Here is an 18,870-nt window from a genome sequence, read left to right on the forward strand (position 1 = left end):
AGTGGTCCGCGGGTGATCCTAGGGCCGCCATCACCGCGGGAGGCGGGCGTGGATGGTTTTGCCCCGCCCGGGGCAGGGAGTGAGGTTCACCTCGCGGGCCAGACGGCGGACCATGGACCATCCGAACCCGCCGGCGCCTCCGTTGAGGTCAGGGGCGCGTTCGCGCGGGAGTGCGGGACTGGGTCGCTGACAGCGACCTGCATCGCATCGGCAGTGGCGCCAAGACGGAGGATGCAGCGGCCGCCGCCGTGGCGCAGCGCGTTGGTGGCGAGCTCGGAGACCACGAGAGCGAGGGTTTGCGCCGCCTCGCAGGCCGGAGTGGGATCCAGGGCCTTGGTGAAGACTCGGGCGACGTCACGGGCGCGGGCGATGTCGGCGGGGCTGCCACCCTTCACCACGACCGGGGCCCCGGGGACCTGCGTGCGTGTCGCCTCCATGTCGGTCATGCACTGTCACCCCTCCTGGATCGGCGGTGCCTTCGGGCTCAGCGCCTGCCCGCCCAGTCGGGAAGCAACCAGGGCGACAGCCTTTCGGGTGTATGTGCCATAGGAGGCCACTCGTCAGACATGGAGGAAACCTGTCCTGGCGGTAGTAGACATTGGGGTCTCACGGAGTTACTGTGTTCTCGTACCCAGGAAGTCGACGTGGGCACGGCAGACACGAACTGCCGTGCCGGCAAGTCCAGCAGGGCACGGCCCGCAGCGGCCGTGAGCAGTACCCGCGATATCCCAGCAGTACAACCGAGTAACCGAAGAAAAGGAGCAAGACGCCATCAGGATCGCCCGGGCGAGGAAGCAAGTCCGCCCGGTACGCAAGGCCCCGGATTGGAAGGTGGTCCCCGGTCACGCATACAAGATCCCCGCAGTCCCGCCCTCCCAGGCGGAATCCCGCGGACACAGAAGACCGGCACGGTTAGCCGGTAGATGGTGTTGAAAGCTCGGGGCCCGGGCGCCAGGACGGCGCCCGGGCCCCCCGACGCGTCCCCGGAAGAAGAGGTCTATGCCCCCTGCCAGTCCGCGTCTCGCCGACAGCCTCGACGATGACGACTACCCCGCCTACACCATGGGCCGGGCCGCCGACATGCTCGCCACCACCCCCGCCTTCCTCCGCGCCCTCGGCGAACACCGCCTGATCACCCCGTTGCGCTCCGAAGGCGGACACCGCCGCTACTCCCGCTACCAGCTGCGCATCGCCGCCCGCGCCCGCGAACTCGTCGACCAGGGCACCCCCATAGAGGCCGCCTGCCGCATCATCATCCTCGAGGACCAACTCGAAGAAGCCCAGCGCATCAACGAGCAGCTGCGCGCCCAAGGCGTCGAGCCGCTGCCGAAGGCCTCGGCCTGATCAGGGCGTGTGACGCGAGCTGAACACCGGCCGCCGGCAGACAGAGCCGCCCGCAGCGGTCGGTGGCCGGCTGCATGCGGTCACCGCCGGCCGCGGTGTCCACGGTGGTGGCCGCGGTGCTGGTGGCGATGCCGGCGTGAATCCCGGCTGCCCGGTGGACCGGGCAGAGCCTGCGGCGACGGCCAGGCATACCGGCCGTCCTGACAGACGGGATGCACTTCCAAGAGCAGGGCGAGGGCCTTCCTCACGTGGCGTCGACCGGCTGCTGGTCAGGCGCGCCAGGCGGTAGCCGGTGACAATCTCGGCCGAGATCCGCACGACGTGATCCATCGCCCCGTCGAAGCAGGGATGAGGAGTCTGCGGTAGCGGGCCGCCTCCGATGACGTGGTGACCGGGACGGCCCGGCCGGTGACCATGACGGTCCAGCCGATGCGGGCGTCCAGATCGAGGCAGTCAGCCTCGTAGGCAACGACCCGGCCGATGCCCGTGGCGCTCAGCAGCGCCGATCCGGGATGGGTGTGGATGACGATACTGTCGCCGTCGACCAGGTGGTTGACCGGGCGGACAACCGGAAGTGCCTGGTGGGCCAAACCGATGCGGTCCACCGGAACGCTGGTCAGCAGCGCCAGGGACTCCTCCCGGCCCAGTTCGATCATCCGGCCCGTAGGTACAGCAGGGAACTCACTTGTCCTGACAGGCTCCCGTCCCGAACTCCTGGCGGGGTTCGCGCGCTGGGAGGACGTCTCCTTCGACTACACGGGGCCGGGCCCAGGCCGAGGGCCTGCAGCCGACCGGCGAGGTCGGGCGACTCCAGCAACTCCGAACGGCTGGTGGAGTCCGCCCACTCCTGGAGTTGTCGCGCGGCCTCCTGCAGGCTGGAGGCTCGTGATCTGCGGGAGCTGCGGCACCACACTCCGGGACTGCGCGCCGAATTCACGCAGCTGCGTGCCGCCCCCAACGCCGGTGACCGCCACGGCAGCTGGGAGGCGCCGCTGGGCCGGATCCGCGGCGTCGCCGGCCTGGAGCTTCTGCTGCCGCCGTCCGTCCACTTGCTGCGGCAGTACGCCGGACAGGGCCCCGGAGTGATCGTGTATGCGGGGGAGCAGCGCGGCCACGCGCTCATCCTGCGGTCGGCCGGCGAAAGGCCGGTTCAGGTCGTCCCGCTGACCGGACACCCCGCCCAGGGCCCTCGCGGCTTGACAGACCGCACTAGGAATCACCGTGCGCCGACATCGCCTCCGCCCCCGAGCTCCATGCCTTCGCCATTGCTGTGGCCGCGTGCCCCTGTTGGCGCTGCTGTTGTTAGTCGGACCGCTCAACCGTGCTTAGAAACGGTATCGCTTGCAAGCTGCCACATTTCATAGTTCCCACATTCTGCCGTGATCTCGGCAGTCGCCTGAGCCGCAGTGAAGAAGTCATCCACTACTGGCGACGTGCGCGATGCCGCCACCGCGAGGCACACCTGGTCGGGCGCCAGGTCCGGGATGGGCACATAGATGATGTCCGGATGTGAGTAGAACACGGTCGCCGAACGGGCCAGGAACGAGATGCCCCGGCCAGCCGCGACATGCTCGAGCGTCTCGTCCACCCCGTGCACCCGGTATCCGGCGTTAGGGTGCGGGCGCCTGGTGGGCTGCGTGCTCGGGTCGGCATGCCAGACCAGCGGTTCGCCGGCCAGGTCGGCCTCGGTGACCTCCTCCTTGCCGGCCAACCGGTGGCCGGCGGGCAGCACCGCCACCCGCGGCTCGGTGTACAGCGGGGTGACGCGCAGGCCGGCCTCGTCGATGGGCAGCCGCACATAGCCGACGTCGATGCGGCCGTCGAGCAGCATCGGGGCCTGGTCGTCCCATTCGATCCGCTGCACGTCCACGACCACGTCCGGGTGCCGGGCCTCGAACGCCCGCGCCGCCGGGATGACCGGGATGCCGGCCCGGAAACCGACCACCAGCCGCCGGCTGCCGCGGGCGGCCACAGACACCCGGCCGCGGATGGCGTGCGCGGAGGCGAGCAGCGGACCGGCGTCCTCCAGCAGTTGTCGGCCCGCGTCGGTCAGCGCTACGCCGTGGCGATCCCTGGTGAACAGCGAGGCGCCGAGATCCTGCTCGAGGGCGCGGATCTGACGGCTGAGCACCGGCTGCGCGATATGCAGCTCATCGGCGGCGCGGCCGAAGTGCAACTGGTCGGCCACGGCGACGAAGTAACGCAGTTTGCGCAGGTCCAGATCCATGGCGTCTCCCGGTCCGGTGATGCCTTCAGGGTATCACCACGGAAAAAAGAGGTCTTGGACACCTGCTCAGGCCAATGGCAGCCTGAATAAGTACCTGATGGGGCCGAAGCGAATTCGGCACAGGAATTCGACATCGGAACGTTATGGCAGGGCCCAGGCCCTAAACGAGCACATCAGGAATTGAACGCCGCCCATCGCGCCATTCGACGGCATAGCCGTCAACGACGCCAGGGTGGGCATGGCGTCCTATCCAGCTCCAGAAAGCAGGCACACCCATGAGCAGCATCAGCATTATCGGTCTGGGGAACATGGCCCGCGCCCTGGCCGCCCGGGCGCTCGCCGGCGGCAACGCCGTCGAGATCATCGGCCGTGACCCGGACAAGGCCAAGGAATTGGCCGCCGTGCTCGGCGGCGCCACTGCCGGGACGGCCGGCACCGCCCCGGCCGGGGACATCGTCATCCTGGCCGTGCCGTACGCCGGCGCGGCGGCGGTGGTGAGCGAGTACGGGGACGCACTGCAGGGCAAGATCATCATTGACCTCACCAACCCCGTCTCCCTCGATTTCAAGGGCTTTGTCACCCCCGACGGCAGTTCCGGCGCGCAGGAGATCGCCAAGGCCGCCCCCGCCGGCGCGCACGTCGTCAAGGCGTTCAACACCCTGTTCTCCCATGTGCTGGCGGCCGCTGCGGCCGAGGGTCGTCGGTTGGACGTGTTCATCGCCGGCGACGACGCGCAGGCAAAGGCACGCGTGTCGGCGTTCATCGAGAGCCTGGGGCTGCGTCCGCTGGACTCCGGGGAGCTTCCGATGGCGCGGGCACTGGAAAACGTCGGCCTGCTGGAGCTGGGCCTGATCACCCACTCCGTCCAGCACGCCAACTTCTCCCTCGGCGTCACCATGCTCGGCTGAGCGCACCCGCACCACCACGACTCGTGCCGCATCACGCCCGTCGGTCTGCGGCACGAGAAGAACAGCCCCTCCACCTACCTTCACAAGGACAGTAAGATGCGCGTTCTCGTCGCTGGGGGGACCGGCCATTCCGGTTCCTACATCATCCCCGAGCTCATCGCCGCCGGGCACGAGGTCACCGGCCTCGCCCGGTCGGACACCGCCGCAGCGGCGGTGTCCGCGCTCGGGGCCAAGGTGCGTCGCGGTGACCTCCAGGATCTCGACGGGCTCAAGGAGGCAGCCGCGGACTCCGACGGCGTCATCCACGTCGCGCACAGGCAGGACCTGCTGCCATCCGGCGGGATCGACGCCGTGGCCGCCGCGGAGCTCCCGATCATGCTCGCGTACGGCGAGGCACTGGCGGGAACCGGAAAGCCGCTGGTCGCGGCGGGGAGCATTGGCTCGCCCGGGCAGCACTTGGGCCGACCGGCCACCGAGGAGGACCCGGCCCTTCCCGGCGGCGATGAGTACAAGGGCACCCTGCGGGTTCGTAACGTCGTGGAAAGGGGCGTAATCGGCCTTGCCGAGCGGGGGGTGCGGTCTTCGGTCGTGCGGGTAGCCAACATCGCGCACAGCACGACCGATCGTGCCGGTTTCCTCCCCACGCTGATCGCGCTCGCGAAGGAGAAGTGCTTCATCGGCTACCCCGGAGACGGCGCGAACCTGTGGAACGCCGTGCACGTCCGCGATGTCGCGTCCCTGTTCCGCCTGGCGCTGGAGAAGAAGGGGCCGGCCGGCAAATACTGGCACGCGGTCGGGGACGGGGCCATCCCGTTCCGCGAGATCGCCGAGGCCATCGGCAGCCGTCTGGGCCTGCCCGCCGTGAGCATTCCCGCGGACGTTCTGATGGTGCCGGGATACTTCGGGTTCCTCGCGAACATCGTCACGCAGAGCTACCCGGCGTCCAACCTCATCACCCGCCGGACCCTCGGCTGGGAACCCGCTCAGCCCGGCCTGCTCGCCGATTTGGACAACGGCCATTACTTCTCCGCCGGCTGACGGCAAGGACCCGAATTACAACGAGGGACCCGAATTACAACGAGTCCTGCAAATGACAAGGGTTCGGCTTTTCTGGAGAGACGCGGAGAATATGACGACTGTGGGATTTATCGGAAGCGGATACGTCGGCAGTACCGTCGCGTGGCTCGCTATCGAGGCCGGGCACCAGGTCGTGCTCAGCAACTCACACGGTCCCGAGACGCTCGCGGACACGGCCGCGGAACTGGGGCCGCGGGCGTCCGCGGCGACGAGCGAGCAGGCCGCGGCGGCCGGTGACATCGTCGTGGTCGCGGTGCCCGTCAAGGCGTTCCGCAACTTGACTGCCGTGCCACTGGCCGGGGAATCAGGCGGCGACGAGCTCCCGCTTGCGGTCCGGCGTCTTGACCTGGGGCTTCTTGTTCGGCAGCGAGAGCCGGAAGACCTTGTGCCAGGCGGAGAACACCTGCTTGGCCAGCGGCCCGGTGACGTACTCCAGCTCGTACTTTTCGAACAGCGCGCGCACCTTCACCGCGACCTCGGCATACCGGTTGCTCGGCAGGTCCGGGAACAGGTGGTGCTCGATCTGGTGCGAAAGGTTGCCGGTCATGAAGTGCATGGCCTTGCTGCCGCTGATGTTCGCCGAGCCCATCATCTGGCGCAGGTACCACTGGCCGCGCGTCTCGCCCTTGATCGAGCGGCGCTCGAAGACCTGTACGCCCTCGGGGAAGTGCCCGCACATGATCACCGAGTGGGACCAGATGTTGCGGACCAGGTTCGCAGTGAACGTGGCGGCGAGCGTGGGGAGGAACGACGGGCCCGACAGCAGCGGGTGGATCACGTAGTCCTTGAGTACCTGCTTGCGGATCTTGCGGCCCACGTCCTTGGCCCGCGCGCGGAACTCCGGGTTGTTGCGGCGGCTCTTGTGCAGGTTCTTACCGAGCTCCAGGTCGTACGCGGCGATGCCGTACTCGAAGAAGCAGGCGTTGATGAAGTTCCACAGCGGCTGGCCGAGGTGGAACGGGTGCCACTTCTGGTCCTCGTCGACGCGCATGATGCCGTAGCCGAGGTCGTTGTCCTTGCCGATCACGTTGGTGTACGTGTGGTGCAGCTCGTTGTGCGAGTGCTTCCACTGCTCGGACGGCGAGACGTGATCCCACTCCCAGGTGGTGGAGTGGATCTTCGGGTCTCGCATCCAGTCCCACTGGCCGTGCAGGACGTTGTGGCCGATCTCCATGTTGTCCATGATCTTCGCCACGGACAGACCGGCGGTGCCGAGCAGCCACGCGGGCGGGAAGATCGAGAACAGCAGCACGCCCCTGCTGGCCAGCTCGAGCTTGCGCTGCGCCGAGATGACCTTACGGATGTAGGCGGCGTCTTTCTCGCCGCGGCCGGCGATCACCTCGTCGCGGATCGCGTCCAGTTCGCGGCCGAGCTCCTCGATCTGCTCCGCGCTCAGGTGGGCGGTGGGGTCGATGGCGGTCACGGTGCTCCTACCGTTCGATGTCGCAGGGGCCCGCCGCGGCGGACACGCAGGTCTGGATGAGGACGCCCGGCTCGGCCTCGGTGATCTCGCCGGTGCGCAGGTCGCGGACGGCGCCCGCCTTGAGCGGCGTGACGCAGCCGAAGCAGATGCCCATGCGGCATCCGGAGGGCATGAGTACGCCGGCCTCCTCGCCGACGTCCAGCAACGGGGTGGCGCCGTCCGCGTCGACGGCCTTGCCGGTGGCGCTGAACGTGACCTCGCCGCCGGCGCCGGCGCCGGCGACGACGCTGCTGGGGCGGAAGCGTTCGGTGTGCAGGCGCTCTGGTACGCCGTGCTCGCTCCAGTGCTTTTCGGCGGCGTCGAGCAGTCCCGCGGGCCCGCAGGCCCAGGTCTCGCGCTCGGCCCAGTCGGGCACGAGTTCGTCGAGACGGGCGATGTCGAGCATGCCGTCGGTGTCGGTGTGCACCTCGGTGAGCTGCAGCTTCTTGTCCGCGACCAGGTCGTGCAGTTCGTTGCGGAAGATCACGTCGTGCGGCTGTGGTGCGCAGTGGACCATGACGACGTCGTTGAACTCGGTGTCGCGCAGCATGCCCATCACGGGCGTGATGCCGCTGCCGGCCGTCAGGTAGAGCACCTTGGCGGGCTTGGCCTCGGGCAGCACGAAGTCACCGGTCGGCTGGTCGAGCTGGATCAGCGTCCCCGGTTTCGCCCTGCGGACCAGGTGGTTGCTGACCTTGCCGTCCGGGATGGCCTTTACGGTGATCGTGACGCGGCCGTCCTGGCGGCTTGTCGCGGAGGTGATGGAGTAGGCGCGCCACAGGCGCACCCCGTCGACGTCGACCCCGATCCGCACGTACTGACCGGCTGTGTGGCCGCGCCAGCCCCGTCCCGGCCTGATCACGACGGTCGCGGCGTCACCCGTCTCGGGGTGCACGGCCTCGATGCGCCCCCGCAGGTCAGCACCCGCACGCAGCGGGCTGACCAGGTCGAGGTAGTCCGACGGCAGCAGCGGCGTCGTGACCATCTCCAGCAGTTTCCACGCCCTGCTGCGCAGGGCTGCACTCGTCATGACTCCAGCTTGCTGCGCCTCAAGGCGTAAAGTCCTGACCGCAGGATGTGAATCTGGTCGGTCGAATTGTTCGCAAGGAACAAAATCGTGAGCCATGCAATCGAGAGGGCCAGCGAACTGGCCCTGGATGAGACGACGGTCACCGCACTGCGGGCCGCGCTGAAGAGCACCGCCGACGAGGTCGTCCAGGCGATCATCGACGAGGTCCCTCCCTACGCCAACGCCCTGGCGGGCCACATGGGCGCCACCATCCGCCGAGCCGTCCGCACCGCCCTGGGGCACTACCTGGACCTCGCCAGCGGGAACGCCACAAGCGGCGACGCCAGTGACGCAGCCTACGAGCTGGGCCGCGGCGAGGTGCGCGACGGCCGTTCCATGGACGCCCTGCTCAGCGCCTACCGCGTCGGCGCCCGCGTGGCCTGGCGATGCCTGGCAGCGGGCGCCGTACCCGCAGGCCTGCCCGCCGCCGAGGTCGCCAAGTTCGCCGAGCTGACCTTCGCCTACATCGACGAGCTCTCCGCCGCGAGCGCCGCGGGCCACGCCGACGAACTGGCCGCCCGGGGCAGGGACCACGAGCGCCACCTGGAACACCTGGCCCGCGACCTCCTCGCCGGCGCGAGCCCCGACGTGCTGCTGGCCTCTGCTCAAAGGGCCGGATGGCAGCCTCCCGTCTCGCTGACCGCGGTCCTGCTGCCCGCCGCCCAGACCCGGCCCGCCTACCGCACGCTCGACCCGAGCACCCTCGTCCTCGACGATCTGCCGGACGCCACCGGTGTGCTGCTCGTCCCCGACGCAGACCGATCACACCTCTTGCGGCAGCTGACCGACCGCACGGCCGTGGTCGGCCCGGCCCGGCCATGGACGCGTGCGTCCGCCTCGTACGCACGAGCCGTGCGCGCGCGCTCGCTGTCCTCCGATATCCGCGACACCGAGGACCACCTGCCCGAGCTGGTGCTGAGCGCCGACGCGGACGCGTTCGCAGACCTGCGTGCCCGAGCCCTCGCACCGTTGCGGACCTTGCCCGTCGCAACCGCGCGGCGGCTGGAGGAGACGCTCCGGGCGTGGCTGCTGCACCAGGGCAGGCGCGACGAGGTGGCGAAGGCGTTGTTCGTCCATCCCCAGACCGTCCGGTACCGGATGTCGCAGTTGCGGGAGCTGTTTCCGGATCTCGCATCGCCGCACCGGGTCCTTGAACTGACGCTGGCGGTCGGTCTTCGGGTCAGCTGACGCGTACTCCGACGGTCCATGACCGCGTCCGCGAGCGGTCCAGGAATCGTGCCTCGTCCTCGGTGCCATCTTCGGCCGTGTAGGGCCGCGAGGGCGATCCAGAGCCGGGGGAGAAGAGGGATGTCTGATACGTCGTCAAGCTCGCGTGCGGCTCAAGAAATGGAGCCTGGTTCGGATGCGGGCGCGGTGGGCGCAACTCGCAAGGGTGTCCGGTGGTGGCTTGTGACGACTGTCCGACGGACACCGCACTGGAGATGTCGGCTTCAACCGGCGCGCCGTCCGGAGACGGTGTCATCTACACCGACCGCAGCGGACCCAACGCCTGCCTATCGGCGGTGCGGTGGGTGTACTCGCGACCGTTGTGGTTGCCGGCCTGTGGGCCGGTCCACCACCTGTGGTGACGCGGAGAGGCCAGGACAAGGGCATCTTGGCCGCCGTGCGCCTGGGCGGGTGCGCAGCCGGGCAGGACGAGTGGCGTCAGTCGCCGCCGGCGATGAAGTCGGCTATCGCGGCAGCGACGGCTTCGGGCTGCTCATCGGGGATGAAGTGCCCGGCGCCCGGCACGACGACTCCGGTCGTGTGGTCGGCCCATGGGCTGATGGAGGCCGCCATGTCTGGGATGGAGCCGTGGCTGCTGGATATTCCGAGGATGGGTACGGTCAGGTGCTGCCGGCCCAGCGCCTGGTGGTTCTTGCGCGCCGACTCGTCGGCGTCTCGGTAGTACGCGAGGGAGGCGCGAAGGCCGCCGTCGGCGGCGAGGGCCGCTGCGTAGTGGTCGAGGTCGGCGTCGTCGAATGAGCCGGGAGCGAGGGCCTTCACCTTCAGGAACCAGCCCACATACTCCCGTTCGCGGCCGGCGAGCAGCGTCTCGGGCAGGTCGGGCACGAGGTGGAACGCGAAATGCCAGGTCTTCCACGCCCGGGCGGGGTCGGTGGGAATCGTTTCCGGGAGGGTGATGCCGGGGATTCCGGCGTCGAGCAGGGCGACCCCGCGCAGGTGGCGTTCGTAGTTGAGGGCGAGGGAGAAGGCGACCCAGGCGCCGATGTCGTGGGCGGCCAGCCAGTAGGCCGGCACGCCGAGTGCCTTGACGGCGGCGTGGACGTGGGTGGCGACCGTGTGGGTGTCGTAGCTGCGCTCCGGGCGATCGGAGTGGCCCTGGCCCGGCAGGTCGATCGCGATGACGCGGAACCGGCCGGCGAGGCTGGGCATGACCTTTCGCCAGGCCCACCAGGTTTGCGGGAAGCCGGCGAGCAGGACGACGGCCGGGCCGTGCGGCCGGCCGCCTTCGACGGCATGAAGGCGGATGCCGTCTGCGTCGACCCAGCGGTGGGTGAATCCGGCCAGCTCGTGCAGGGGCAGGTCGCGGACGGGGCTACTTTCGGAGACGGTCACGGGATCCTCCATCGGTGTTGGGGTGTGCTGATCCGGCGGTTCGCTCGAGGCCAGGCCCGTGAGGGCGATGCAGATGACGAGGGCGGCCGGCGTGGCGCTCGAAATCCGGGTCCCGGTGGCCTGATCGGCGAGGCCCAGCAGCAGGACGGGGACGACCAGCCCGGAATGGATGAACAGGAATCACGTCGCGCTGAGTTCAGCCCGGTTGCCGGGATCGCACGGCGCTCCGTGACGTCCAGGCCGCGGCGGAACCTCGATGACGACCCTCATCGGCGCAGGCGTCGGAATTGTGTTCATCAGCGCACCGCCGGCTCAGCTCATCGCACCGCCCCATCCCGCGACGGGAAGGCCCGGTCACGACCATGTCTGAACGCTAACACATCTTGAACTGATCGGTTCAAGATGGAATGATGGACAGCATCCGGAACACCGAGACACCGGCAAGGAAGTGCCACGTGGCAGGCAAGAAGCAGTTCGACATGGACACGGCGCTCGACGCCGCGATGATCCAGTTCTGGCGCGCCGGCTACGCCGACACCTCGGTCGACGACTTGTCCCGGGCGACCGGCCTGAACCGCAGCTCGATCTACTCCTCGCTCGGCGACAAGGACACGCTGTTCCTTCGCTGCCTGAATCGCTACGCCGCGCGCTACGGCGACAAGTACGACGCCGCCCTGTCGCGTGCCGCCGCCGAGCCCCTTGCGGCTGTCCGGGCGTTCTTCGACGTCACCCTCGAGCGCATCGCCGATCCCGAACTGCCCGATGGATGCCTGATTGCCCAGTCGGCCATGGCAATTCCGGCGCTGAGCCCGGCCGTCGCAGCGCACGCCAGGCAGGCGCTCGGCTTCCAGCGCCTGCGCCTGCGCGCCGCGCTGAAGGCCGGCCGACTGGCCGACCAGGACGCCGATGCCTTCGCTGTACACGCGGCGGCCGTGAACCAGTCTCTCGCTGTCATGAGCAGAGCCGGGGCGAGCCCGGCAGAGCTCCTGGCCGTAGTGGGCGTGACCATTGGCGCGCTCTCGCAGGCGTTGCGTGCGCGCAACTAAGCAGTTTTCAAACGGTGCCTGCCGGGCCCGTGCCACGGGAAGGCGTCGGTGTGAGGGTGCAGCTCATGGCGTGTTGACTCCTCCCCCTCCTCAAGGAGGGGATTCCTGGCTCACGCTGGACCGCAGGCAGGTCCGCCCTGCCCTCAACGCAGACGGGACATCTGCCGCCGATCGTGTCTCGCGGCGCCGGCCGCCACAGGGCGCCCCGGAGCGCCGACCTGATGCGCCCGGGGGCTGCGCGCCGGCCGTTTGAGCGCTTGGGGCACGGGAGTTGAAGCAGGGCGCGGCCGCGAGGAAACCGGTGGGGGGGTGGACGCGTCGGCTGGAAGGGCGGCGTGTCCGTGTGGCGTCTACCGGTGGTGCGGCGGGTGGGGTGGGTGTGGGGGCGGGGCCGGGATGCTGGACAGTCCTGGTGCGCTCTCGGGCCAGACGAGGAGGACGGGGCAGGGGGCGTGGTCGATGACGAAGCGGCTGTGCGGGCCCAGGCTGTGGGGGCCCAGGCGGCTGCGGTCGCCGTCCCGGGCCAAGATGAGCAGGTCGGCGTCCTGGGCCGTGGCGATGACCTCGCGTTCGATGCGGCCGGTGCGCGCGATACGGGTGCAGGGCAGGTCGAGCCGGTCGGCCGCCTGCTGCAGCAGGCGTTGCGTGGACTCGGCGGCGAGCTGTTCCACCCGGCTGCCCGGATCCTGTGCCGGGTGGCCGCGGCCGAGGAGGCCGGCGAACGCGCCGTGCGCGATCGCCGCAAGCTCCTCATCGGCCACGTGAACCAGCACGATGTCCGACTGGTCGGCCGCGTGGGCGCGGGCGGCGTCCACGCAGGCGGGCCAGGTGCCCTCCACGATCCACACCACGACGGTCATACCAGTCCGCCTCCCGCCTCTCGCCCCGGCCTCGCCTCAGTGTCCGATGCGCCCGCGATCCGCCGCCACACCAGTGCCGTCACCAGATCAGCGCCCGGATTGCCAGGGTAGGGGAGGGGAGCGGGGTGGGAGCTGCGAGTCTCCCACCCCGGACCGGGCGGGGCTGCGAGACACCCGCCCGCGGGTGCCCGCCGGGCCACTGGCAAGACGCCGGCCGGCACCGCTCTGCCGCCAGGGCACGGCAGACACCTCCCGTCGAGACCGCGCCCGCACGCCGGACACCGGCTCCCCGGCAGGATCACAAGGGCGGCTGCACCGCGCAGTTGTTTAACGTGACTCTTACCCGGCGCGGCGGTCCCCTGCGGCCATGCAGGGCCCGGCCGGCGACGCGCCGAACACCGGGGAATCCACGGTGAGATGGGGCATCACGCTCCCCGGCGGGGGAGGTGACTTCGGGGCCGCCACGCTGCCAGCCGGACAGCGATGACGGGCGACAGCGGCGCCCTCCACCGCTTTGCCGCCCGGGCCCTGGTCCTGCCACGGGACGGCCGGTGGTGGGAGGCGGTATCCACCGCCTTCCTGGGGGACTGGGCGTGTGCGCTGGACACCCCCGAGGGCCTCGCTCACGAGCCCGCAGTCGCTGAACTGCGCACCGAAGCCCGGCCATTCACCGACACTGGCGCCACTTTGGCGACGCAGGACCGCCGGTTCGCGGGTACTGCTCCTGGACACCCCCGTCGTGGACGGGATGACGCTGTACGACCTGATCCCCGGGAGTCCGTCCGCGAACGTCAACCTGCCGAGCAGATCGGCGAACTCGTCGCTCGCCTGCGCGAGTCGCCGTGAACGCGAGGCGCTGTCGACCACGGCCAAGGCCGTCCTCGCGATGGCCGCCGACCCGGCGCTGCTTACCAGCAGATCATGGACGTATTCGAGCACGAACGCCGACCGCTCCGCGCTCGTAACACGATCTTGGTCGGCAGCCTCAGGGCCTCGTGATGTTGTGGCTTGAGCTTCCGATATGTTCGTGGCATGAGTGGCAGCTTCGACGTGGCCCAAGCTCTGTCCGGTGGGGTCTCCGACCGGGACCGAGCCTGGACATTTATCCGCGACTTCGCTGCCGCTTGGGGCGAGCCGCTGGTCGAACACGCCGGCTCTCTTACGGCGGAACTGGCACGGGCGGAGGCGACGCTGGGCTGCTCGCTGCCGGCCGCGCTGCTCGACGTCTATGCACTCGTGGGCTCTCGGCCCGACTTGGTCGCCAACCAGGACCCCTTGCTGCCGCCTCACGAGATGTTCGTGGATCTGCTGGCGACGCCTCAAGAAGGCCCACTCGTGATCGTGTTACGAGCTCTACGCGCCGACCAATACCTCGCGCTGGACCTGGCCTTGATGCCCAAGCGCGTCGACGGCACCCGCGCGAAACTCAAACGCCTCGTCAGCCTCGGGTTCCTCGACGAGACCGAACCCGACTGTTCAGGCAGCCCGGCCCTCATGCCCGGCAGCGCCCGCCGACCAGCAATCCTGATCCAGACCAACGGGCGGACGGTAGAAGACTCGCTTTTGCCCCTGGGCTCGCGCGTTGGCGTCAGGAACGAAGGGTGCGCAGGCCGGTGCGGATTTCGCTGACCAGGATTTCGGGCTGTTCCAAGGCCGCGAAGTGCCCGCCCTTGTCGGCCTCACCGTAGTGGATCAGATTGCTGTAGGTGTCTTCGATCCAACTCCGTGGCAGGCGTGGGATGTCCTTCGGGAAGACGGTCACCGCGACCGGAAGCGTCAGCTTCGGGCCGGCGAGAGTGGCCGATTTGTTCTCCCAGTAGATGCGGCCGGACGACGCTGCGCTGTTGGTGAACCAGTAGAGGGATATCGCGTCGAGCATGTCGTCCATGCTGAGGGCGTCCTCGGCGAGCCCGTGGTTGTCGGTCCTGGACTGGAACTTCTCGTAGATCCAGGCTGCCTGACCGGCGGGAGAGTCCGCCAGGGCGAATGCGACCGTCTCCGGCTTCGTGCGCTGAAGGTGGTTCGACCCGCCGAGATCGCCGGTGTAGAGGGCGAGGGTCTCCACGGCGTAGCGCTGTTCGGGCGACAAGATGTCGGGGATTTGTGCGGGAAAGGCGTACTGGGTGTTCAGATGAATTCCGAGAAGCCCCTCTGGTTGCATGGCCCCGAGGGCGGTGGTGACGACGGCTCCCCAATCGCCGCCTTGCGCGGCCCATCTCGTGTAGCCGAGACGCTTCATCAGCTCCGCCCACGCGCTTGCGATGCGCCCTACAGTCCACCCGGTCTCGGTGGGTTTTTGGGAGAACCCGAACCCGGGGAGCGACGGGACGACGACGTCGAATGAATCGGCGGCGTCTCCTCCGAACGAAACCGGATCGGTCAGCGGGCCGATCAGCTTCAGGAACTCGACGATCGAGCCCGGCCATCCGTGCGTGAGTACCAGCGGCATCGCGTTGGGATTCTTGGACCTGACGTGGATGAAGTGGATGTCCAGCCCGTCAATCTCGGTCAGGAATTGGGGGAAGCGATTGAGCTCGGACTCGAAGCGCCGCCAGTCGTAGCCGCGCTCCCAATAGTCGACCAGAGATCTGGCGTTCTCTACGCGAACCCCTTGCGACCAGTCGCCCACCGTTTCCGGATCCGGCCATCGAGTCCTGGCCAGTCGCTGCTTCACGTCGTCGATCTCCGAATCCGGGATCGAGACGGTGAACGGGCGGACGAGGGCCGAGGTCGGCGGCGTAGGTGCGGTCATTGGCTTCTTCTCCTGGGCTTCGAAGCACAGCGCAACTCTCCATTGCACACTGATGTGCAATCTACTTCACTGCACACCGGTGTGCAACAATGGTGCCGTGCCCACCGAGTCCTCCCGTGTGCGCTCGATGAACGAGACACGCGATCGCATCCTCGACGTCGCCCTCGACGTGCTGGGAGAGAACCCCGACGCCGGCATGGGCGACATCGCCTCCGCTGCCGGCGTCGTCCGTCGCACCGTCTATGGCCATTTCCCCTCGCGCCACGACCTGGTTCGCACACTCACGCAACGGGCTGTCACCGAGATGACCGCCGTGCTCACCGAAGTCACCGCATCCGAGGCAGAAGCGGACGCGGCGTGGGCCGAATTCATCGCCCGCCTCTGGCCGGTGGCGCACCGGTACCGAGTGCTGCTGGCGCTGCGCCGCGGCGAGTACGGCGAGGCGATCCACGGCCTGCTCGGGCCGGTCGACGAGCTCCTCGCCGACCTCGTGAAACAGGGCCAGGACACCGACGTGTTCGCGCAGCACCTGCCGGCAGGCATTCTGAGCCAGGTTGCCTACGGCGCCGTGTTCGCCATCGCGGACAGCGACCTGTCGAACGGGACCCTGGGTGCCCGAGCAGCGACGATCACGAGCCTGCTGATGCTGGGAGTTCCCGAGACGCGCGCAATCGCTCTCGTGGGCGACCAACGCTGACCCGCAGCACTCAAGCGGAGCCGTGGATTGTCCTGCACCGGACACGACATCGTCGCCACACCCCGCCAAGAGTCCGGTGAGAACACTGTGATCGCGACGATGTCGACATGTCTCTGGTTGACGGTGCCTGCCGCTCGGCCCGGATCGCGCTCGCTGAGGTCAGCAAAGAACTGATCTCGCTCAGGCCGTGGCAGGGGGGCCCGGGCCGGAGAGCTGGGCCGCGGCGCACACGCTGGGTGCGGCTCAGCCCGGCGTGGGTCGCCCCGACGGCGCCGTGGTCGCCACCATCGCCACCGCGCTGTGTCAGTCGCACCCCGTGCGGACGCGCGCCCTCAACCCTTCAGCGAAGGACCGGGCTTGAGCTGTGCCGACGCCACCGTTCTCCGGGCCGAATGGCGCGCCGGGCACCGGCAATGACGGGACGCCAAATCGTCCATGTGGCATGCCCTGTTGCGTGCGCGTCGTCTACCGGTGCGTGCGCAGTCCGTCGAGGATGAGCGCGAGCATGTGGGGTGCCCGGTCCTCGGGGCTGGACGCGGCGCGCCACAAGGCGCCGGTGAGTTGGAGAAAGTCGCCTGGGTCGGCGTCCGGGCGGATGCTTTCGTCCTTCTTGCCGGCGTCGAGGAGTTCTGTGATCGCGGCGATGACCGGCCCGTAGCTCTGCTCGCTGATCGCCTGGTGCGCGCCCGGGCTGAGAGCGTCGCCGAGGCCGTGTTTTCTGCGCATGGCCTCGACGAGGTCGGTCGTCCAGTGGCGGAGCGCTTCCAGCGGCGGCATCTGGGCCAGCAGGTCGGGCACGGTGTTGATGATGCGCGCCACCTCGTCCTGGTAGACGGCCAGGACCAGCGACTCGCGGGTGGGGAAGTTGCGGTACAGGGTGCCCGCGCCGACTCCCGCGCGCTGGCCGATCTGGTTCATCGACGTGCTGCCGTCCGCCGCGAGCGCTTCGCGTGCGGCGGCGAGGATGCGTGCCCTGTTCTCGCGGGCGTCTGAGCGGACCACAGGACCTCACCTTGCTAAGTGGAGAGTTCTCCACTACGTTATGCGGAGACCTCTCCACATACTTTAAGGAGCGTCATGCATTACATCAAGCTCGGCATGACCGGCCTCGACGTGTCCCCGATCGCGATCGGTGCCATGACCTACGGCGAGCCCGACCGCGGGCACCCCGTCTGGTCGAAGGGCGAACGGGACGCGCGCCCGCTGATCCGGCACGCGCTGGAGGCGGGGATCAACTTCTTCGACACCGCGAACATGTACTCGAACGGTTCCAGCGAGGAAATCCTCGGCCGCGCTCAAGGACTTCGCCGACCGTGATGCCGTGGTGATCGCCACGAAGCTGCGCCATCCGATGCGGCTGGGGCCCAACGGACGGGGACTTTCACGCAAGGCGATCATGACCGAGGTCGACCATTCGCTGCGCCGCCTCGGCACCGACTACATCGACCTGTATCAGGTACACCGCAACGACCATGCGACGCCGCTGGAGGAGACCCTCGAAGCCCTCAGCGACCTCGTCAAGGCAGGCAAGGTGCGCTACCTGGGCGCCTCGTCCATGCACGCGTGGGAGTTCGCGAAGGCGCTGCACCTGCAGAAGCAGAACGGCTGGGCGCGGTTCGTGTCGATGCAGGACCACTACAACCTGCTCGCCCGTGAAGAGGAGCGGGAGATGATCCCGCTGTGCCTGGATGAGGGCGTCGGCACGATCATCTGGTCGCCGTTGGCCCGCGGCCGGCTCACCCGCGCGTGGGACGACGCCCGCTCGACAGTGCGCTCCGAGACGGACGGCGCCTATGCGGACCTGCTCTACTCGCCAGAGCAGGAGGCATCCAACCACGCGATCATCGACGCGGTCGGACAGGTCGCGGACGCCCACGGCGTCAGCCGCGCACAGGTCGCGCTCGCCTGGCTGCGACGCCAGCCGGTCGTCACCGCACCGCTGGTCGGCGCCGGCTCGATCCGGCAGATCGACGAGGCCGTGGCCTCCCTCGACATCGACCTCACCGACGACGAAGCGGGCGCCCTGGAAGCCCCCTACACCCCCCGGTACGACTGGCAGGGCGTCTCCGACGAGGCCGAGATGGAGGCCATCCGCAAGCGCGTCCCCGGAATGGCCCTCGCATGAACCCGATCGTCCGCTCCGGCGCCGCTGCCCGCGCCGGAGCCCTCTTCATCCTGCTGGGCCCGCTCGTGTCCTGGCTCGCCGAGTTCATCACCGCCGCCGCATGGCAGGACCCGCCGTACGCGCCCCTGCACAACTGGGTCAGCCACCTCGGCCTCACCGGTCCGGCACAGACCGCGTTCGGCCAGGTCGCCAACTCCCCCCTCGGCGCCGTTATGGACACCGGCTGGGTGATCTACGGCATCCTCCTGATCGTCGGCGCGTTCCTCGTGTTCGACCCGCGCAAGGGCACCCGCCCGACCGTCATCGTGATCTGCGCCGTCCTCGCCGGTGTCGGGGTCTCGCTCGTCGGCATCTTCCAAGGCTCCAACGCGAACGTCGACAACGGCCTGATCGCGTTCCACACGGTCGGCGCGCAGAGCGTCATGCTCGCCGGGAACATCATGGCGATCGTCGTCGGATCCGGCGGAGTCCGCATCGGTCTCGCCAGGAGCCGATCGATCGCGAGCATCGCGCTCGGCATCGCCGGACTGATCGCATTCCCCCTCTTCATGGCCGACGTACTCACCGGCTGGATGTGGAACGTGGGCATGTTCGAGCGCGCCGTGATCTACCCGATCATGATCGGCCACGCCCTCCTCGGAAGCAGCGTGGCCGCTGCCCAGCGGCGTCCTGCGACGCGCCCGCTGACGCCTCTTGATACACGACTCACGAGCTGAGGAGACA

The 18,870-nt window shown here is 68.9% G+C and carries 17 protein-coding genes and 2 pseudogenes; 10 read left to right on the plus strand and 9 right to left on the minus strand.

Annotated elements, in window-relative coordinates:
- Nucleotides 1–86: 86 nt before the first annotated feature.
- Entirely contained in the window at nucleotides 87–446 is a 360-nt protein-coding gene (locus ACIBN2_RS38195) for an ATP-binding protein (protein WP_399141583.1), read from the minus strand.
- A gap of 553 nt (nucleotides 447–999) precedes the next feature.
- On the opposite strand from ACIBN2_RS38195, the gene ACIBN2_RS38200 reads away from it, so the two are divergent.
- Entirely contained in the window at nucleotides 1,000–1,344 is a 345-nt protein-coding gene (locus tag ACIBN2_RS38200; protein ID WP_399141585.1) for a MerR family transcriptional regulator, read from the plus strand.
- Nucleotides 1,345–1,613: 269 nt separating this feature from the next.
- Here ACIBN2_RS38200 and ACIBN2_RS38205 read toward each other — a convergent pair whose 3' ends face one another.
- On the minus strand, nucleotides 1,614–2,000 hold the full coding sequence (locus ACIBN2_RS38205; protein ID WP_399141587.1) for a pyridoxamine 5'-phosphate oxidase family protein: 387 nt from the start codon (nucleotides 1,998–2,000) through the stop codon (nucleotides 1,614–1,616).
- A 659-nt stretch (nucleotides 2,001–2,659) separates the two neighbouring features.
- A complete protein-coding gene (locus ACIBN2_RS38210; protein WP_399141589.1) occupies nucleotides 2,660–3,571 on the minus strand; it encodes a LysR family transcriptional regulator in 912 nt (303 codons plus the stop codon).
- Nucleotides 3,572–3,846: 275 nt separating this feature from the next.
- On the opposite strand from ACIBN2_RS38210, the gene ACIBN2_RS38215 reads away from it, so the two are divergent.
- The 3 genes and pseudogenes from ACIBN2_RS38215 to ACIBN2_RS38225 form a co-directional block, all read left to right on the plus strand.
- A complete protein-coding gene (locus ACIBN2_RS38215) occupies nucleotides 3,847–4,479 on the plus strand; it encodes an NADPH-dependent F420 reductase (protein WP_399141591.1) in 633 nt (210 codons plus the stop codon).
- Nucleotides 4,480–4,575: 96 nt separating this feature from the next.
- Nucleotides 4,576–5,517: an SDR family oxidoreductase gene (locus tag ACIBN2_RS38220; RefSeq protein ID WP_399141592.1), complete on the plus strand. Its 942-nt coding sequence runs from the start codon at nucleotides 4,576–4,578 to the stop codon at nucleotides 5,515–5,517.
- A gap of 91 nt (nucleotides 5,518–5,608) precedes the next feature.
- Nucleotides 5,609–5,827, plus strand: a pseudogene (locus ACIBN2_RS38225) (NAD(P)-binding domain-containing protein); the annotation flags it as partial.
- 33 nt (nucleotides 5,828–5,860) lie between these two features.
- On the opposite strand, the gene ACIBN2_RS38230 reads toward ACIBN2_RS38225, so the two are convergent.
- Together ACIBN2_RS38230 and ACIBN2_RS38235 are read right to left on the minus strand one after the other, a co-directional pair.
- On the minus strand, nucleotides 5,861–6,979 hold the full coding sequence (locus ACIBN2_RS38230) for a fatty acid desaturase family protein (RefSeq protein ID WP_399141593.1): 1,119 nt from the start codon (nucleotides 6,977–6,979) through the stop codon (nucleotides 5,861–5,863).
- A gap of 7 nt (nucleotides 6,980–6,986) precedes the next feature.
- Complete coding sequence (locus ACIBN2_RS38235) at nucleotides 6,987–8,048, minus strand: ferredoxin reductase (protein WP_399141594.1); 1,062 nt, start codon at nucleotides 8,046–8,048, stop codon at nucleotides 6,987–6,989.
- An 87-nt stretch (nucleotides 8,049–8,135) separates the two neighbouring features.
- Here ACIBN2_RS38235 and ACIBN2_RS38240 point away from each other — a divergent pair, with 87 nt between their 5' ends.
- Nucleotides 8,136–9,275: a PucR family transcriptional regulator gene (locus ACIBN2_RS38240; RefSeq protein WP_399141596.1), complete on the plus strand. Its 1,140-nt coding sequence runs from the start codon at nucleotides 8,136–8,138 to the stop codon at nucleotides 9,273–9,275.
- Between the two features lie 477 nt (nucleotides 9,276–9,752).
- On the opposite strand, the gene ACIBN2_RS38245 is transcribed toward ACIBN2_RS38240, so the two are convergent.
- Complete coding sequence (locus tag ACIBN2_RS38245; protein WP_399141598.1) at nucleotides 9,753–10,679, minus strand: alpha/beta fold hydrolase; 927 nt, start codon at nucleotides 10,677–10,679, stop codon at nucleotides 9,753–9,755.
- Nucleotides 10,680–11,122: 443 nt separating this feature from the next.
- Between ACIBN2_RS38245 and ACIBN2_RS38250 the strand changes: the two genes are divergently transcribed.
- Entirely contained in the window at nucleotides 11,123–11,713 is a 591-nt protein-coding gene (locus tag ACIBN2_RS38250) for a TetR/AcrR family transcriptional regulator (RefSeq protein WP_399141599.1), read from the plus strand.
- A 350-nt stretch (nucleotides 11,714–12,063) separates the two neighbouring features.
- Here ACIBN2_RS38250 and ACIBN2_RS38255 read toward each other — a convergent pair whose 3' ends face one another.
- Entirely contained in the window at nucleotides 12,064–12,573 is a 510-nt protein-coding gene (locus ACIBN2_RS38255) for a universal stress protein (RefSeq protein ID WP_399141601.1), read from the minus strand.
- 1,032 nt (nucleotides 12,574–13,605) lie between these two features.
- On the opposite strand from ACIBN2_RS38255, the gene ACIBN2_RS38260 reads away from it, so the two are divergent.
- Complete coding sequence (locus ACIBN2_RS38260; protein WP_399141603.1) at nucleotides 13,606–14,202, plus strand: hypothetical protein; 597 nt, start codon at nucleotides 13,606–13,608, stop codon at nucleotides 14,200–14,202.
- Here ACIBN2_RS38260 and ACIBN2_RS38265 read toward each other — a convergent pair.
- Nucleotides 14,162–15,325 carry an epoxide hydrolase family protein gene (locus tag ACIBN2_RS38265; RefSeq protein WP_399141605.1) on the minus strand — a complete coding sequence of 388 codons (1,164 nt, stop codon included), beginning with the start codon at nucleotides 15,323–15,325 and terminating at the stop codon, nucleotides 14,162–14,164. The genes ACIBN2_RS38260 and ACIBN2_RS38265 overlap by 41 nt on opposite strands.
- Nucleotides 15,326–15,422: 97 nt before the next feature.
- On the opposite strand from ACIBN2_RS38265, the gene ACIBN2_RS38270 reads away from it, so the two are divergent.
- A complete protein-coding gene (locus ACIBN2_RS38270; RefSeq protein ID WP_399141607.1) occupies nucleotides 15,423–16,022 on the plus strand; it encodes a TetR/AcrR family transcriptional regulator in 600 nt (199 codons plus the stop codon).
- 465 nt (nucleotides 16,023–16,487) lie between these two features.
- Here ACIBN2_RS38270 and ACIBN2_RS38275 read toward each other — a convergent pair whose 3' ends face one another.
- Nucleotides 16,488–17,024 (minus strand): TetR/AcrR family transcriptional regulator, encoded by a 537-nt coding sequence (locus tag ACIBN2_RS38275; RefSeq protein ID WP_360268504.1) that lies wholly within the window; start codon nucleotides 17,022–17,024, stop codon nucleotides 16,488–16,490.
- 75 nt (nucleotides 17,025–17,099) lie between these two features.
- Between ACIBN2_RS38275 and ACIBN2_RS38280 the strand changes: the two are divergent.
- Nucleotides 17,100–18,147, plus strand: a pseudogene (locus tag ACIBN2_RS38280) (aldo/keto reductase).
- Nucleotides 18,144–18,863 carry a DUF998 domain-containing protein gene (locus ACIBN2_RS38285; protein WP_399141609.1) on the plus strand — a complete coding sequence of 240 codons (720 nt, stop codon included), beginning with the start codon at nucleotides 18,144–18,146 and terminating at the stop codon, nucleotides 18,861–18,863. The pseudogene ACIBN2_RS38280 and the gene ACIBN2_RS38285 overlap by 4 nt, the downstream one beginning before the upstream one ends.
- The last annotated feature ends 7 nt before the right edge of the window (nucleotides 18,864–18,870 follow it).

Origin of the sequence: Streptomyces sp. NPDC050534 (assembly GCF_044457745.1) — a bacterium.
In the GTDB taxonomy this organism is placed as follows: Bacteria; Actinomycetota; Actinomycetes; order Streptomycetales; family Streptomycetaceae; genus Streptomyces.